The sequence below is a fragment of the Streptomyces sp. NPDC001604 genome, from assembly GCF_042893475.1.
Classification (GTDB): domain Bacteria; phylum Actinomycetota; class Actinomycetes; order Streptomycetales; family Streptomycetaceae; genus Streptomyces.
Genome location: NZ_JBIAUY010000005.1, coordinates 365,984 through 382,270 on the forward strand (window position 1 = coordinate 365,984; position 16,287 = coordinate 382,270).

Below are 16,287 nucleotides of genomic sequence, written 5' to 3' on the forward strand. Positions count from 1 at the left end.
CGTGACCGAGCAGAATCCGTACGGCGGCGGAACGGGCCAGTGGGGCCCGGGCACCCCGCCGCCGGCGCAGCCTCCCACGACCCCGCCACCCGGCTACGGATACCCCAACCCCGGCCCGGCGTACGGCTATCCACAGCAGCCGGCCCCACCGCCCCACGGGTTCCCCCAGCAGTCGGCCGGCCCCGCCCCCGTGGGCGGTGCCCCGCTCCTGTCCATCGGGGACATCACGGTGATGGGCGACCAGATCATCACGCCCGCCGGCAACCTCCCGCTGCGCGGCGCGGTGTGGAACGCCACCGACCTGTCGCACACCGAGGAGAAGATCCCGGCGCACGCCATCGTGCTCGCGATCGTCTTCTTCGTCTTCTGCCTCCTCGGCCTGCTCTTCCTGCTGATGAAGGAGAAGAAGACCACCGGGTACATCCAGGTCACCGTGACGAGCGCGGGACGACACCACTCGACGATGATCCCGGCCTTCGGCCCGCAGTACTTCGCCCAGGTCATGGGGCAGATCAACTACGCCCGCTCGCTGAGCAGCATGTGATCCGACCCTTTTCGTACGCCGGGCTGCCGGCTGCTCGCCCGGGCGAGTGACCCCGCACGGCCGGTCCCGGCGGGGCGCGCACCCCGCTCCTATTCTGACGGTATGTCAGATGACCAGTCTTACGAACTGCTCGGATTCGACAACGTGCTGCTGCCCGTCGGGGACCTCTCCGTGGCGGTCGACTTCTACCGGCGCGCCGGGTTCACGGTGGGCTTCCGGTTCGACGAGGCCGGGATCGCCCTGCTGAAGGTCGGGGGCGAGACACCGGGGATCCTGCTGCGGCAGGAGGAGGAACTGGGGCACCGGTCGCCGCCGTGGCCCTCGCCCCGCGTGTGGATCGAGGTGGCCGACGCGCGGAAGGCGGCCGACTCCCTCGCCGCGGCGGGCATCCCGCTCCTCGACGACCCCTTCTCCGTCGCCACCGGCTGGACCGCGGAGATCGCCGACCCGTGGGGCAACGTCATCGGGTTCACCGACTACAGCAAGCGCCCGGAGCTCGGCCGCCGGCCCTGAGGCCCGCCCCGTACGCGATGCCGCCTCCGCGATGCCCCATCCGGCTTGAACGTGTTCAAAAACAGGTCTACAGTCATCCCTGTCAGCGTTTTGAACGCGTTCAAGAAGGGGTGGGGCATGGACCGCACGGTCATCGCCTACGTCATCTACCTGCTGGTCAGCATCGCACTGACCATCTGGGTGGCCCGCACGCTCAGCCGCAACGGGCGGATCTTCCTCGCCGACGTGCTGAGGGGCAACGAGAAGCTCGCCGAGGCCGTCAACCACCTCCTGGTGGTCGGCTTCTACCTCGTCAACCTCGGCTTCGTCGCCCTGTACCTGAGCGGCGACCAGACCATCGAGGACACCCGGGGGATCTTCGAGGCCCTGTCGACCAAGCTGGGCGTGGTGCTGCTGGTGCTCGGTGTGATGCACCTCGGCAACGTGTACGTGCTCAACAAGATCCGGCGGCGCGGGATGCTGGAGCGGGAGCAGGTGCCGCCGGTCGCGCCGCAGGACTGGGTCGGGGCGTGAGCGAGGTGAGCGCCACGAAGGCGGACCGGGTCCCGGTCCGCCGGCTCACCGTCCTGTACGACGCCGAGTGCGCGCTCTGCACCTTCCTGCGCGACTGGCTCGTACGGCAGCCGCAGCTGGTGCCGCTGGAGCTGGTGCCAGCGGCTTCGGACGAGGCCCGGCGGCGCTTCCCCGGCCTCGACCACGGCGCCACCCTCGACGAGATCACCGTCGTCGGCGACGCAGGCCAGGTCTACCGGTCCGCCGCCGCCTGGATCGTCACCCTGTGGGCGCTGCGCGAGCACCGGCCGCTCGCCCACCGGCTCAGCACCCCGTCGGGGGCGAGGCTCGCCCGAGGGGCGGTCCTCGCGGCCGCGAAGTGGCGGGGCTCGATGTGGGGCGGGAAACAGGGCGGCGGGCAGCAGTGGGGCGGGCAGGTGTACCGCCGAGCCGACGGGTGGGCGTACCACCCGAGCCAGGGCTGGACGTACAGCGCACCGGGCTGCGACGGCGGCTCCTGTGTCACCCCGTAGGCTCTGTTTCCGTGCCTGCGAAGAACGACGGCCCCGACGAGGGCGGCAACCCCAGCAAGTCCGAGCAGACCCGTGCGCTGATCCTGGAGACCGCCATGCGGCTGTTCCAGGAGCGCGGCTACGAGAAGACGACGATGCGGGCCATCGCCCAGGAGGCCGGGGTCTCCGTCGGCAACGCGTACTACTACTTCGCCGGCAAGGAACATCTGATCCAGGGCTTCTACGACCGGCTCGCCGCCGAGCACCGGGTGGCGATCCGGGAGGTCCTGGACCGGGAGACCGATCTGGAGGCGCGGCTCGCAGGCGTCCTGAAGGTGTGGCTGGACATCGCCACGCCGTACCACGAGTTCGCGGTGCAGTTCTTCAAGAACGCAGCCGACCCGGACAGCCCGCTCAGCCCGTTCTCCGAGGAGTCGGAGCACGCGCGTCTGGAGGCGATTTCCGTCCACCGTGAGGTGCTGGCCGGCGCGACCAAGACGAAGGTCCCGGAGGAACTGCGGGACGTGCTGCCCGAGTTGATGTGGCTCTCCCAGATGGGTCTCGTCCTGTACTGGATCTTCGACCGGACCGAGGGGCGGGAGCGGAGCTACCGGCTGGCCGAGCGGGGCGCGCGGCTGACGGCCCGCGGTGTGTCGCTGGCGCGGTTCCGGGTGCTGCGGCCGCTGGTGCGGGAGGTGCACGAGCTGTTCACGGACTTCCTGCCGGGGATGACGAAGGTGCTGCCGCCCCCCGGCAAGTCGTCCTGAGGCGCGGGACGCGGTCAGTTCACCGCGTCCACCTCCCCCTCCGCCAGCTCCACGTCGTACACCAGCGGACCGTCCGTCACCACGACCTGTGCCGCCCGTGAGCCGTACGAGGTCGCGCTCGTGGCCAGCAGATACGTCCCCGGGCCAGGCACCGACAGGATGTACGAGCCGTCCGCCAGTGACCTCACCCGGTCCAGTTGGCGTCCGCCCTTCGACATCAGCGTCACGGAGGCGCCGTCCACCGGTTCGCCGTCGGCGCTGCGGATGAAGCCGTGGACCGCCGAGGCCGGGCCGCCCGCGGCCGGATCCTCGACCGCCTCTTCGCCCGGCTCCACCGCCAGGTGCGGAAGCCGCTTCTCCAGCCAGGCGGGCAGCCACCAGTTGGAGTTGCCCAGCAGATGCATCGCGGCCGGCACCAGTGCCGTGCGCAGGACGAACGCGTCCAGGGCCACCGCGGCGGCCAGGCCGACGCCCGCCATCGCCGCTCCCGAGTCTCCGCTCAGCACGAAGGCCAGGAACACGCAGACCATGATCAGGGCCGCGGAGTTGATGACCCGGCTGGTCTCCGCCAGGCCGACACGCACCGCGCGGGCGTTGTCGCGGGTGTGCACCCATTCCTCGTGCATCCGGCTCACCAGGAAGACCTGGTAGTCCATCGAGAGGCCGAACAGCAGGGACAGCATGATGACCGGCAGGAAGGCGTTGATCGGGCCCTCCTTGCCGAGGCCCAGCAGGTCCAGGCCCCAGCCCCACTGGAAGACCGCGACGAGGACGCCGAAGGAGGAGGCCGCGGCGATCAGGTTCATCAGGGCGGCCGTCAGCGGCACCACCAGGGAGCGGAAGGCGATCAGCAGCAGCAGGAAGCCGAGGCCGATGATCGTCGCGATGAACAGCGGCAGCCGGTCGCCGGTGACGGAGGCGAAGTCCTTCGAGACCGCGGTCACGCCGCCGACGTGGGCGTTCGCTCCGGCCTTCGGGATCACCTCGCCCCGCAGCCTGTCGATCAGGTCGTCCGTCTCCTTGGACTGCGGTGACGTCTTCGGTACGACCTGGATGACCGTCACGCCCTGCGCGGGCGGCAGGGCGGCCACGCGGGCCACGCCGGGGGTGGTTTCGATGCCCTTGACCAGGGTGGCGGTGTCGCCGCCCTGGGTGACCACCTGGAGCGGGCCGTTGAAGCCGGGGCCGAAGCCCTCGGCGAGCAGGTCGTACGCCTTCCTGGTGGTCGTCGACGCGTCGTCGTTGCCCTGGTCGGTGGCGCCGAGGCGGAGCGACAGGACGGGGACGGCGAGGACGGCCATGACGACCAGGGCGAGGGCGGCGATCCTGCGGGGGCGCTTCTCGACATTGGTCGACCAGCGGGCCGCGAGGCCGCTCGCCCGCTCCGGCTCGGGGCCGTCGGCGGCGAGCCTGCGGCGCTGACGGCGGCTGAGGACCCGCGGGCCCAGGAAGCCGAGCAGGGCCGGGAGCAGGGTGGTGGCGGCCATGACGCTGAGCACGACCGTCAGCGAGGTGCCGATGACCACGCCGTCCAGGAAGCGCAGTCGCGTCACGAGCATGCCGGCGAGCGCGATGCAGACCGTACCGCCCGCGAACAGCACCGCCCGGCCCGAGGTGTTGAGCGCCGTGACCGCCGACTCCTCGGGGTCCAGGCCGCGCAGGATGCCGCGCCGGTGCCGGGTCACGATGAACAGGGCGTAGTCGATGCCGACACCGAGGCCGATCAGGGAGGCGAGCAGCGGGGCGATGTCGGGGATGTCGGTGGTGTGGCTCAGCAGCTGGGTGGAGAACAGGCCCATGCCGACGCCGAAGACCGCGATGGCGATCGGCAGCATCATCGCGAAGAACGAGCCGAAGGCGAGGAACAGCACGACGGCCGCGGCGATGATGCCGACCATCTCGGACAGGCCCTGCGGCGGCTGCTGGACGCGCTGGATGGCCTGGCCGCCCAACTCGACGTGCAGACCGCTCTTCCTGGCGCCCTGTGCGGTGTCGAGGACGTTCTGGACGAGGTCCTTGGGCACCTCGTTCGCGCGCTTGGCGAAGGTCAGCTGGGCATACGCGATCTTCCCGTCACTGCTGATCTGGGCGGCGCCACGAGGTCCGGCGTACGGGCTGGTGACCGCGCCGACGCCCGGCAGCTTCGCGATCTTGTCGAGAGCGGGCGTGATCCGGGACCGGACCGCCTGGTCCTTCACCGAGCCCTGGTCGACCTTCCACACCACCGTGTCGGTGTCGCCCGAGGTGTTCGGGAAGGCCTTCTCCATCAGGTCGTACGCGCTCTTGGAGTCCGTGTCCGGGAGGGAGAAGACGTTCGCGTAGTTCGTGCCCGCCGTCGAGGCCGAGAAGCCCAGGCCGAACAACGCCCCCACCCACAGCAACAGGACCACCAGCCGGTGCCGATAGCACCACCGTGCCAATGCCGCCACGATCAAAGCTCCTTCGCGCTCGTCGGTTGGTCCCCCAGGTCCTGCGCAACAGGATTGGCGGTGCGACTCGCGCGTGGACACGAGATGCCCTCGACTCTCAAGGAACTCCAAAGACGGATTCGGCCCCGCTGTCAGTGGTCCACCCGATACTGGGGGCATGACGACGGCTCCAGGCACCGTGCTGGTGGTGGAGGACGAGCCGAGCATCGCGGACGTCCTCGCCATCGCCCTGCGCTACCACCGGTTCGAGGTGATGGTCGCGGGCACCGTCCGCGAGGCCCTCGCGCTCGCCGAGCGCACCCGGCCCGACGCGGCGCTGCTCGACGTCATGCTCCCGGACGGGGACGGGCGGGCGCTGGGGCGCGAACTGCGCGCCAGGCGGCCCGACCTGGCGCTGGTCTTCCTCACCGCGCGGGACTCGCCCGCCGAGATCGTCGGCGCCCTGGGCTTCGGCGACGACTACATCACCAAGCCGTTCAACATCGACGAGGTCGTCGCCCGTATCACCGCGGTGCTGCGGCGCACCCGCACGGCCGACGTCCTGCCGCAGCGGCCCCCGCTGCGCTACGGCGACCTGGAGCTGGACGAGACGACGTACAGCGTCCACCGCGCGGGCCGCTCCGTCGAGCTCACCCCCACCGAGTACGCCCTGCTGCGCTTCCTGGTGCGCAACGGCGGCCGGATCGTGCCCAAGGAGCAACTCCTGCGCCATGTCTGGCAGTACGAGCACACACCGCCGGAGTCGACCGTCGTGGAGACCTACATCAGCTATCTGCGGCGCAAGCTGGACGCGCTCGGACCGCCGGTGATCACCACTCGGCGCGGTGTGGGATACGGGCTGGCATGAGGATCCGGTGGCCGCACTGCGAGCGCGGCATCCATTCGCTGCGCGCCAAGCTGACTCTGGCGAACGTCGCGCTGCTGGCCCTCGGCATCGTCGCGGCGACCGCGGTCAGCCTGATGGGCATGCGGTACTACCTGCTGAACCAGGTGGACGCCGAACTGAACAAGACCCGGCAGTCGCTGGGCGGTTCGCTCACGATGGACCAGATCGACGCGCTGGGCGCGCTGGCGATCGTCCGCGACCGGTTCCTGCCGCAGCACGACAATGAGCAGGCCCGGCCCGACTCGATCCTCACCGCCGTCGACGCGCACGGGAAGCCCCTCTCCCTGGCCCGCTTCGCCCCGACGGACACCCAGCGCGCCCTCGCGAGCGCGGTGGACGATCCCCGTGCCCTCGCCGCGGCCGCCGACCCGCACGACATCAGCGTGCACGGCGCCCGCTACCGCGCCACCGCGACCCGCCTCGCCGACGGCACGTACATCCTGTTCGCCACCTCCACCGACGCCCTGCACCACGGCATGCTCAAGGCCCTCAAGCTGGACCTCGCCATCGGTTCACTGCTTCTGGTGCTGCTGGCCTGGCTCACGATGATGAGCGTCAGCCGCCGGATGCGGCCGCTGGAGGACATGGTGGAGACGTCGACGGCGATAGCCGAGGGCGACCTGACCCGGCGCGTGCCCTCCAGCCACCATCCGACCGAGGAGGTCGAACAGCTGCGGCTCGCCCTCAACTCCATGCTCCACCAGGTCGAGTCGGCGTACCGCACGCGCGAGGACAGCGCGGCCCAGCTGCGCCGCTTCGTCGCCGACGCCTCGCACGAACTGCGCACCCCGCTGTCCGCGATACGGGGCTATCTCCAGCTGTACGACAAGGGCATGCTCAGCGATCCGGACGAGCGAAAGCGGGCCTGGGCGCGGGTGCTGGCGGAGACGGACCGCATGGGGCGGCTCGTCGACGAACTGCTCACCCTGGCCCGCCTCGACCAGCAGCCCGAGCTGCGCTTCCGGAACGTCGACGTGAGCCGTCTGGTGCGGGACGCGGCCGAGGACCTGAGGGTGCAGCAGCCGGAGCGGCCGATCAAGGTCGCTGCCGACGGCGCCGTACTGGTGCACGCCGACGAGTCGGGGCTGCGGCAGATACTGGGCAATCTGGTGGGCAACGTACGCACGCACACGCCCGCGGACGTGGCGGTGCGGCTCGGGGTGGAGCGCGAGGACGGGGTAGTGCGGCTGTGTGTCGCGGACGAGGGTCCGGGGCTGTGCGCACAGGACGCGGCGCGGGTCTTCGACCGCTTCTTCCGGGCCGGCGGCGGCGCGGGCAGCGGGCTGGGCCTGGCGATCGTGCAGGGGGTGGTGGAGGCGCACGGCGGTGAGGTGACGGTGGAGACGGCGCCGGGCGAGGGCTTGCGGGCGACGGTCACCCTGCCGTCCCGGACGGCGGTACGGCCGTGACTACCGGGCGGCGCTCAGGTGTGCACCATGACGAGGGCCCACACCGTCTTGCCGTGGTGCCCTCTGCTCCACACCCCCCAGGCCGCCGCGACGGTCTCCACCAGATGCAGGCCCCGGCCGCTCTCGTCCCCCTCGCCGACCAGCCGTAACCGGGGCTCCAGCCGGCCCTCGTCGGAGACCTCTATGAGACAGGAGCCGTCGGCGAGCGCGGTCACCGCCACCTCGAACTCGCGCTCCAGGAGCGGACCGTGGCGTACGACGTTGGTCGCCAGCTCGGACACCAGCAGCACCGCGTCCGCCAGCGCCGGATCGTCCGGACCGTGCCCCCAGTCGGCCAGATGGTCCCGCACCCGGCGCCGGGCCAGACCGACGGACGCCGGATGCCGGGGCAGCCGGAACGAGTTGCGCCTCAACACGTTTGCTCCTCACCCCGCGCACACCTCCGCCACATGGTCCCGCGTCAGGTGAGCGTCCGACGTCACTGGGGCGAATGTCAACGCCGCGAGAAGCGTCAGATCCAGCCCAGGCTCCAGAGCCGGAACACACCGGTGCCGTCGTCGAGATACTGGCTGCCGCCGACGTCCTCGGTGCTGAGCACGTACTCCTTGCCCTGCCACAGCGGGATGACCGGCACGTCGTGGGCGACGTCCCGCTGCAGCGTGACGAAGTCGGAGGCGGCGTCGCCGCGGTCGGCGTACCGCTGGCTGGCCTCGATGAGCTGATCGACGGCCTTGTTGCCGTAGCCGGTGCTCATGGTTCCGTTGGTGCCGACGAGCGGGGCGCCGAAGGTGTCCGGGTCCGGGTAGTCGGCGACCCAGCCGACGGCGTACGCGTCCAGCTTGCCGGTGGCCCAGCGCTTCTGGAAGTCGGACCACTCGTAGCCCTTCAGGGTCACCTTGAACAGGCCGCTCGACTCCAGTTGCTTCTTGATGGTCTCGGCCTCCTGCTCGGCGGAGCCGCGGCCCTTGCCGTAGCCGTAGGTGAAGCGGACCGGCGTCGTCACACCGGCCTCGGTGAGCAGGGTCCTCGCCTTCTGCGCATCCTGCTTCGGGTAGGCGTCGAAGAACGAGGTGGTGTGGCCGGTGATGCCCGTCGGGATCAGCGAGTACAGCGGGTCGACGGTCCCCTGGTACACCGTGGCGGCCAGCTCCTCGCGGTCGATCAGCCATGCCATGGCCTGCCGGACCCTGGGATCGTGCAGGGGCGCGTTCGCACGGGTGTTGAGGTAGAGGTTGCGGGTCTCGGCACTGTCGGACTCGGCCAGGCGCTGGTTGGGGTCGCTCGCCGAGAGCCGGGACAGGACCTTGGGCGGCAGCTGGCGGGTGGCGACGTCGACCTTTTTCGCGTTCCAGGCCTTGTCGAGGGCGTCCGAGTCGACGTAGTAGATCAGGTCGACGGGCCGGCCCGTCTTCTGGACGGCACCCCGGTAGTGCGTGTTCGGCGTGAGAGCCGCCTTCTTGCCCTTTGTGTACGACGCCAGCTCGTACGGTCCGGTGCCGTCGGCGCCGGGGTCGGTGCGCAGGTGGTTCTTCGGGTACGTGTGGCTGTCGACGATCGAGCCCGCCCCGGTGGCCACCTTGAACGGGAACGTGGCGTCGGGCGAGGACAGATGGAAGGTGACCGTCAGGCCGTTCGCGTCGACCGAGCGGAGCGTGCTCAGCAGCGAGGACGGGCCGACGTCGGACTTGATCGCCTTGACCCGGTCGAAGGAGTACTTGACGTCCTCGGCGGTCATCGTGCGGCCGCTGGGGAAGGCGAGTCCCGTGCGCAGCGTGCAGCGGTAGGTGGTCAGTTGACTGCCGACGAAGTCGCAGCTCCGGGCGGCGTCGGGCACCGGTGAGGCGCCACCCGGCTCGAAGGTCAGCAGTGACTGGAAAACGTTGCTGAACAAGGCCCAGGACCCCGCGTCGTAGGCGCCGGCCGGATCGAGCGAGGTGACCTCGTCCGTCGTGCCGACCTCGATGGTCCTGTCGGTGTTCTCCTGCGACGGCAGCAGCTGCCAGCCGCCGACCCCCACGCCCGCCAGTACCAGCAGTGTCGCGAGAATCCGCATGCGAACCGAGCGCATCGGTTGCCCTCCCCGGGCCCGACGGGCCCCACCCCACATGCCACTCCCCTAGTGGCGCGGCTCACCTAATCACAGGTTTTTCAGCCGGGGGAAGAGGGATTTCTCGAGTTGAGAAAGCCATTACCGCAAGGGGTTTCGGGGAGGTTTCACAGCGCTCTCACAGGGTGTGCTGCGTACGGTTTCGGTCAGGCCCGTGTCGATGCCAGTTCGATCACAGTGATGTCCGACGGTGCGCCCACGCGCGTGGGCGGCCCCCAGGCGCCCGCGCCCCGGCTGACGTAGAGCTGTGTGTCGCCGTAGCGCTCCAGGCCCGCGACGGTCGGGTTCGCGGCGGCCGCGACGAAGTTGCCGGGCCAGAGCTGGCCGCCATGGGTGTGGCCGGAGAGCTGGAGGTCGACGCCGTGCTTGACGGCGTCGTGGATCTGGACCGGCTGGTGGGCGAGGAGCACGCACGCGCGTGCCGTGTCCCGGTCGCCGAGCGCCTTGGTGAAGTCGGGGCCCTGGCCCTCGCTCTCGCCCGCGATGTCGTTGACTCCGGCGAGATCGAACCAGGGCAGCTCGGTGCGGGAATTCTCCAGCGGGCGCAGCCCGAGCCGCCGTACCTCCTCGACCCACTGTTTCGCGCCGGAGAAGTACTCGTGGTTGCCGGTGACGAAGTAGGAGGGCGCCTTCAGCTGCGACAGCGGTGCCGCCGCCGGCCCCAGGTTCTTCACGCTGCCGTCCACCAGGTCGCCGACGACCGCGACGATGTCCGGCTGGGTGGCGTTGACCGTGTCGACGACCTGCTGCGCGAAGCCGCGGCCGAGGATCGGGCCCAGGTGGATGTCGCTGACCACGGCGATGCGGTAACCGTGGGCCGCGCGCGGGAGTTTGGCCAGCGGCACGGTGACGCGCTTCACACGGGGGCCGCGCAGCACGCCGTACGTGCCGTAGCCGACCGTTCCCACGGCGGCAACGGCCGCGGCTCCTGCGACGACACGGGAGACGAAGAGGCGGCGCGAAGGCTCCTTGACCGGCGCCGGTCCGGGCTCGGCCTCCGGCGTCTTCGGGGGTACGGATCCCGCCGGTACCGGCTGTGCCTGCGGTACGGCCGCCGTGGCGCGCGCCCGCCGTTCCAGCAGGCGGCGCAGCAGGGGCCGTACCACCTCGCCCGCCACGACGGCCAGCAACAGATAGATCGACAGCGCCAGCCAGAGGAAGCCCGGCCAGGCCAGGACCTGCTGGAGCCAGAAGGGCCAGCCCGCGCGCTCGCCGACGACCGCTCCGGCCGCCAGCACCCAGCCGGCCGCGATTCCCGCCGCACCCGCGCGGCGCGCGAGGCCCGGACCCCGGGTCGTGTCGCGGAACAGACGGCGCCACAGGTACCAGTTGCCGGCCACGAGAACGGCGAACGCCGACAGCGCGAGCAGCGCGAAGACGATGACCATCGTGCCTGACCCCCGTTGCCGGTTCTGCCGTTTGTGTGTATTTGTCCGCCGTTATGAGGTCTGGCGCAAAGCGCGCAGTCCGCGCAACCCGATGACCCCGATGACCGTCCCCAATACGAAGGAGACGACGGCGAGCGTCAGATGCACCCAGAAGTACGCCGTCGGGTGACCGTCGTCGAACGCGAGCCCGCTGCCGTCCTTGATGAGATTTTTAACGAAAGTGACCCAGATGACCCAGGACCACACCCCGAAGGCGAGCAGGAACCAGGAGACCGGGCGGCTGAGCTTCATGCGTTCAGTATCGCCGCCGCCTCCTTCGTTCCGTGTCCGGGGTGGGGTGGGAGGCGGGACTTCACGGCCCGTGCCATGTACTTTCTCGTCCGTGTCCGCTCCCCAGAAGACCCTCAGGCGATCCCTGCTGGTCACCTCCGCCGTCCTGTCCTCGATCGCGCTGACCGCGCCCGTCGCCTTCGCTGCCCCGAAGCCCTCGCCGAGTCCGACGGCCACTCCCCCCGCGGAGATGTCGTCCGTGGGTGGCGCCCGTCTGGGGCAGCCGGGCACACAGGTCGATCTGGGCAGCGGCGCGCCCGTGCTCCCCAAGGACATCACCGCGCGCTCGTGGATCGTCGCCGACGCCGAGTCGGGCGAGGTGCTCGCCGCGCACAACGCGCACTGGCGGCTGCCCCCGGCCAGCACGATGAAGATGCTGTTCGCGGACACGGTGCTGCCGAAGTTCCCCAGGACCCAGGAGCACGAGGTGGTGCCCTCCGACCTGGCGGGCATGGGTGCCGGTTCCAGCATGGTCGGGATAAAGGAGGGCGAGACGTACACCGTGCGCGACCTGTGGCTCGGTGTCTTCCTGCGCTCGGGCAACGACGCGGTGCACGTGCTGTCGGCGATGAACGGCGGAGTCGAGACCACCGTCTCGGAGATGAACGAGCACGCCGAGGAGCTCCAGGCCCTCGACACCCACGTGGTCACGCCGGACGGCTACGACGCACCGGGGCAGGTCTCCTCCGCGTACGACCTGACCTTGTTCGCCCGCTCCGGGCTGCAGAAGAAGGACTTCCGCGAGTACTGCTCGACGGTGCGCGCTAGCTTCCCCGGCGACACGAAGGAGAAGAAGGGCAAGTCGGTCCGCGAGTCCTTCGAGATCCAGAACACCAACCGGCTGCTGACCGGCGACTCCGACGTCTCCGTCTACCAGGGCATCGCGGGCGTCAAGAACGGCAACACGACGAACGCCGGCGCGACCTTCACCGGTGTCGCCGAGCGCAACGGCAGGGTGCTCCTCGTCACCGCGATGAACCCGGAGAGGAAGGAGCACAACGAGGTCTACAAGGAGACCGCCAAGCTCTTCGACTGGGGTTTCCAGGCGGCCGGCAAGGTACGCCCTGTGGGTGAGCTGGTGGCGCCGAAGAGCGCCGCGCAGTCGGGCGGGCAGTCCGGTGGGAACGAGTCGGCGGGCCAGACGGGCGGGGCCGCCGGCAAGGCGTCCGGTTCGCCGGTGGCGAGCGCCTCGGCCGCGGGCCGCTCCGGCGGCATGGGGGTCGCCTTCGCCATAAGCGGTGGGGTGCTGGTGCTGCTCGCGGCGGCCGCGTTCCTGGTCAACCGCCGCTGGCCGCTGCCCGATCTGGTACGTCGCCGGTCGTCCCGTCCATGAGGTCCGCCCCGGCGCCCTGCTCCTCCTGTTCCTCCCGTTCGTCCTGCTCCTCCTTTTCGTCCTGCTCCTCCCCCTGAGCCTGGGCGTGCTGCTCGCTCGGCGTCGCCGTCCACGCGGCGCAGAACAGGACCAGCTTCGCCGTGAAGTTGATCCACAGCAGCAGGGCCACGGGCACGCCGAACGCGCCGTACATGCTCTTCGCGGCCACGCCCTGCATATAGCCGCTCAGCAGCGTCTTCAGCAGTTCGAAGCCGACGGCGCCGGTCAGCGCCGCGACGATCAGGCGGCGGCGCCGCGGTTCGACGCCGGGCAGCAGCGTGAGGACGTACAGCAGCAGCAGGAAGTCGGCGAACACGGCGACGGCGAACGCGGCGATGTGGAGGAGGGCCCCGCCCCAGCCGCCGTTGTCGATGTCGAGCTGCCGGGTGATCCAGCCGACCATCGCGGAGGCGACGGCGGAGGCGGCGATCGTGACGAGGACGGCGCCGCCGAGACCGACGAGGATGCCCAGGTCCTTGGCCTTGCGCAGGAAGGGGTTCTCCTCCTCGTCGGGCAGCTCCCACACCGCGCGCAGGCACTCGCGCATCGAACCGGCCCAGCCGATGCCGGTGAACAGCAGGGCGGCGCCCGCGATGAGGCCGATGGTGCCGGCGTTCTGGACCAGGTTCTGGATGTCGAGCTGGTCGGAGATGCCGGGCACCTGCTCGGCGAGCTTGTTCTGCAGGTCGCTCTGCTGTTTCGTGCTGAGTGTGGCCGCGGCGATCGCGGCGGCCACGGTGAGCAGCGGGAACAGTGCGACGAAGCTGGTGAAGGTCATCGCGGCGGCCAGCCGGGTCCACTTCACCCTGTCCAGTCGTTCGAACGACCGCCAGGCGTGCGTGAGCATGAGGCGCGCCAGCAGCGGCCCGACGACGGGGAGCTTCTTCAGCCAGTCCATGATCAGACTCTCCCCCAGGTGTGGAAGACCAATGTGCGAGTACCCCGAAAACCCGGCATTGTGCTGCGCGGCGGCGGGCGCGGGCACTCCGAGGACGCCACATTTCGCTGCGGGGCCGACATCCCATTAATCCCCCATTCCGGGCATAAGCGTCCTGTTTCACTGCTGACCGGTCATACAGGGGCGATACGGTCACCGGCATGTCCGCCGACACCGCTCCGGTCACCGTCACCGGCTGGGGCCGCACCGCTCCCACCGCGGCCCGTCTGATCCGCCCCCGGTCGTACGAGGAGACCGTGGCCGCCGTCCGGGGCTGCGGGGTCCGCGGCGGCATCCCCAGGGGCCTTGGACGGGCGTACGGCGATGCGGCGCAGAACGCAGGCGGTGCGGTGCTCGACATGACGGGCCTGGACCGCGTCCACGCGATCGACGCCGACGGCGGCACTGTGCTGTGCGACGCGGGCGTCTCCCTGCACCGGCTGATGGAGGTACTGCTGCCGCTGGGCTGGTTCGTGCCGGTACTGCCCGGCACGCGCCATGTGACGGTCGGCGGCGCGATCGGTGCGGACGTCCACGGCCAGAACCACCACGTCTCCGGCTCCTTCTCCCGGCACGTCCTGTCGCTGGAACTCCTCACCGCCGACGGCGGGGTCCGCACGGTGAGCCGGGGCACTCCCCTGTTCGACGCCACCACCGGCGGCATGGGCCTGACCGGCGTGATCCTCACGGCCACCCTCCGGCTGCTGCCGGTCGAGACCTCCCTGATGTCGGTGGACACGGAGCGCGCCGCGGATCTCGACGACGTGCTGGCGCGCCTGACGGCCACCGACCACCGCCACCGCTACTCGGTCGCCTGGATCGACCTGCTGGCCCGCGGCGCGGCGACCGGACGCGCGGTCCTCACCCGCGCCGACCACGCCCCGCTCGACGCGCTGCCCGCACGCGCGCGTGGCGCGCCACTGGCGTTCCGCACCCCGCGGTTCCCGCCGGTCCCCGCCTTCCTCCCGGAGGGCCTGCTCGGCCGCACCACCGTGGGCCTCCTCAACGAGCTCCGGTACCGGGCGGCGCCACGCGCGCGTACCGGCCGACTGCAGCGGATCTCCGCCTACTTCCAGCCGCTGGACGGCGTGCCGCACTGGAACCGCATCTACGGCCGCGGCGGACTCGTGCACTACCAGTTCGTCGTCGGACGCGGCCAGGAGGACGCCCTGCGCCGGATCGTGCGGCGCATCTCCGAGCAGCGCTGCCCGGCCTTCCCGGCCGTCCTCAAGCGCTTCGGGGAGGCCGCCCCGGGGTGGCTCTCGTTCCCCGTGCCCGGCTGGACGCTCGCCGCGGACCTCCCGGCGGGCCTGCCCGGTCTCGGCGACCTCCTCGACGAACTCGACGAGGAGGTCGCCACGGCCGGCGGCCGCGTCTGCCTCGCCAAGGACTCCCGGCTGCGCCCCGAACTCCTCGCCGCGATGTACCCGCACCTCGACGACTTCCGGTCCCTGCGCACGGAACTCGACCCGCGCGGCACGTTCACGTCCGACCTGTCCCGCCGCCTTGCGCTGTGACGATGCACTGCTCGACCGGGGGCCCGGGCTCGTCCCCCGGAGATGCAGCACGATCCTGCGACGATGCGCCGCGCCGACCCGGGGCCCGGGGACGCCACCCGAGAGATGCAGCACGACTGACCTCCGCCGCCCCGCCCAGCGACGATGCTGCGCCGACGGGGGGCGGAGCCACCCCCGGAACGCAGCACGTCCGCCCCTTCCCCCCGCCTCGCCCTCTCACGATGCCCCACGTCGACCGAGGGCCCGGGACGCCACCCGAGAGAAACAGCACGACCGATCCCATCCCGCCACCCCGCCCTCCGGGCACCTAGGAGCTGCTGTCGTGAAGGACGCCTTCGGCCTCCCCCAGTCCCTGCTCGTCCTCGGTGGTACGTCCGAGATCGCGCTCGCCACGGCCCGCCGTCTCATCGTGCGCCGCACCCGCACGGTGTGGCTCGCGGGACGTCCCTCGCCCGCCCTGGAGCAGGCCGCGGAGCAACTGCGCGGCCACGGTGCCGATGTGCACACCGTCGCCTTCGACGCGCTCGACCCCGACGCCCACGAGACCGCCCTCGGCAAGGTCTTCGCGGAGAGCGACGTCGACATGGTGCTGCTGGCCTTCGGGATCCTCGGCGACCAGGCGCGCGACGAGCGCGAACCGGCCTGGGCGGTGCGCGTCGCACAGACCAACTACATGGGCGCGGTGTCGGCGGCCCTGGTCAGCGCACGCGCCCTGCAGACGCAGGGCCACGGCTCACTGGTGGTGCTCTCCTCCGTCGCCGGTGAACGGGCCCGCCGCAGCGACTTCATCTACGGCTCCAGCAAGGCCGGCCTGGACGTCTTCACGCAGGGCCTGGGCGACGCCCTCTACGGCACGGGCGTGCACGTCATGGTCGTACGCCCCGGGTTCGTACGGTCGAAAATGACCACCGGCCTCGCGGAATCACCCCTCGCGACGACCCCGGAGGCGGTCGCGACAGCCGTCGAACTGGGGCTGCGGCAGCGCTTGGAGACGGTGTGGGTGCCCGGCACGCTGCGCGTGGTGATGTCGGCGCTGCGTCACATGCCGCGCGGCCTGTTCCGGCGGCTGCCTCTGTAGCTGCCC

The 16,287-nt window shown here is 70.8% G+C and carries 16 protein-coding genes; 10 read left to right on the top strand and 6 right to left on the bottom strand.

The features are described from left to right. The first annotated feature begins 1 nt into the window (after position 1). The 5 genes from ACFY1E_RS17650 (at position 2) to ACFY1E_RS17670 (ending at position 2,828) form a co-directional block, all read left to right on the top strand. Entirely contained in the window at positions 2–544 is a 543-nt protein-coding gene (locus ACFY1E_RS17650) for a hypothetical protein (RefSeq protein WP_389076640.1), read from the top strand. Between the two features lie 102 nt (positions 545–646). Beyond that, positions 647–1,057: a VOC family protein gene (locus ACFY1E_RS17655; RefSeq protein ID WP_115906321.1), complete on the top strand. Its 411-nt coding sequence runs from the start codon at positions 647–649 to the stop codon at positions 1,055–1,057. Positions 1,058–1,174: 117 nt separating this feature from the next. After that, a complete protein-coding gene (locus tag ACFY1E_RS17660) occupies positions 1,175–1,570 on the top strand; it encodes a hypothetical protein (RefSeq protein WP_389076642.1) in 396 nt (131 codons plus the stop codon). Further along, positions 1,567–2,082 (top strand): thiol-disulfide oxidoreductase DCC family protein, encoded by a 516-nt coding sequence (locus ACFY1E_RS17665; protein WP_389076645.1) that lies wholly within the window; start codon positions 1,567–1,569, stop codon positions 2,080–2,082. Before ACFY1E_RS17660 ends, ACFY1E_RS17665 begins: the two co-directional genes overlap by 4 nt. 11 nt (positions 2,083–2,093) lie before the next feature. After that, positions 2,094–2,828 (top strand): TetR/AcrR family transcriptional regulator, encoded by a 735-nt coding sequence (locus ACFY1E_RS17670; protein WP_389076647.1) that lies wholly within the window; start codon positions 2,094–2,096, stop codon positions 2,826–2,828. Positions 2,829–2,842: 14 nt separating this feature from the next. Here ACFY1E_RS17670 and ACFY1E_RS17675 read toward each other — a convergent pair whose 3' ends face one another. Then, entirely contained in the window at positions 2,843–5,248 is a 2,406-nt protein-coding gene (locus ACFY1E_RS17675; protein WP_389076970.1) for an MMPL family transporter, read from the bottom strand. Between the two features lie 166 nt (positions 5,249–5,414). Between ACFY1E_RS17675 and ACFY1E_RS17680 the strand changes: the two genes are divergently transcribed. Together ACFY1E_RS17680 and ACFY1E_RS17685 are read left to right on the top strand one after the other, a co-directional pair. Continuing rightward, the gene (locus tag ACFY1E_RS17680; RefSeq protein WP_115906323.1) at positions 5,415–6,104 is read left to right on the top strand and encodes a response regulator transcription factor; all 690 of its coding nucleotides are present in this window, start codon (positions 5,415–5,417) and stop codon (positions 6,102–6,104) included. Further along, positions 6,101–7,552: a sensor histidine kinase gene (locus ACFY1E_RS17685; RefSeq protein WP_389076650.1), complete on the top strand. Its 1,452-nt coding sequence runs from the start codon at positions 6,101–6,103 to the stop codon at positions 7,550–7,552. The genes ACFY1E_RS17680 and ACFY1E_RS17685 overlap by 4 nt, the downstream gene beginning before the upstream one ends. A gap of 14 nt (positions 7,553–7,566) precedes the next feature. On the opposite strand, the gene ACFY1E_RS17690 is transcribed toward ACFY1E_RS17685, so the two are convergent. The 4 genes from ACFY1E_RS17690 to ACFY1E_RS17705 form a co-directional block, all read right to left on the bottom strand. Next, complete coding sequence (locus ACFY1E_RS17690) at positions 7,567–7,968, bottom strand: ATP-binding protein (protein ID WP_389076652.1); 402 nt, start codon at positions 7,966–7,968, stop codon at positions 7,567–7,569. A 95-nt stretch (positions 7,969–8,063) separates the two neighbouring features. Beyond that, positions 8,064–9,620: an ABC transporter substrate-binding protein gene (locus ACFY1E_RS17695; protein WP_389076653.1), complete on the bottom strand. Its 1,557-nt coding sequence runs from the start codon at positions 9,618–9,620 to the stop codon at positions 8,064–8,066. 185 nt (positions 9,621–9,805) lie between these two features. Then, a complete protein-coding gene (locus tag ACFY1E_RS17700) occupies positions 9,806–11,047 on the bottom strand; it encodes a metallophosphoesterase (protein WP_389076654.1) in 1,242 nt (413 codons plus the stop codon). 51 nt (positions 11,048–11,098) lie between these two features. After that, positions 11,099–11,338, bottom strand: a complete 240-nt coding sequence (locus tag ACFY1E_RS17705) for an SCO4848 family membrane protein (protein ID WP_099930902.1) — start codon at positions 11,336–11,338, stop codon at positions 11,099–11,101. A 91-nt stretch (positions 11,339–11,429) separates the two neighbouring features. On the opposite strand from ACFY1E_RS17705, the gene ACFY1E_RS17710 reads away from it, so the two are divergent. Next, entirely contained in the window at positions 11,430–12,710 is a 1,281-nt protein-coding gene (locus ACFY1E_RS17710) for a D-alanyl-D-alanine carboxypeptidase family protein (protein ID WP_389076657.1), read from the top strand. Here ACFY1E_RS17710 and ACFY1E_RS17715 read toward each other — a convergent pair. Beyond that, positions 12,655–13,647, bottom strand: a complete 993-nt coding sequence (locus ACFY1E_RS17715) for a YihY/virulence factor BrkB family protein (RefSeq protein ID WP_389076660.1) — start codon at positions 13,645–13,647, stop codon at positions 12,655–12,657. The two genes, ACFY1E_RS17710 and ACFY1E_RS17715, sit on opposite strands and share 56 nt — an antisense overlap. Before the next feature lie 200 nt (positions 13,648–13,847). On the opposite strand from ACFY1E_RS17715, the gene ACFY1E_RS17720 reads away from it, so the two are divergent. Together ACFY1E_RS17720 and ACFY1E_RS17725 are read left to right on the top strand one after the other, a co-directional pair. Further along, positions 13,848–15,203, top strand: coding sequence for an FAD-binding protein (locus ACFY1E_RS17720; RefSeq protein WP_389076661.1), 1,356 nt, complete (start codon positions 13,848–13,850; stop codon positions 15,201–15,203). Positions 15,204–15,525: 322 nt separating this feature from the next. After that, a complete protein-coding gene (locus ACFY1E_RS17725) occupies positions 15,526–16,281 on the top strand; it encodes a decaprenylphospho-beta-D-erythro-pentofuranosid-2-ulose 2-reductase (protein ID WP_389076664.1) in 756 nt (251 codons plus the stop codon). Positions 16,282–16,287: the final 6 nt, after the last annotated feature.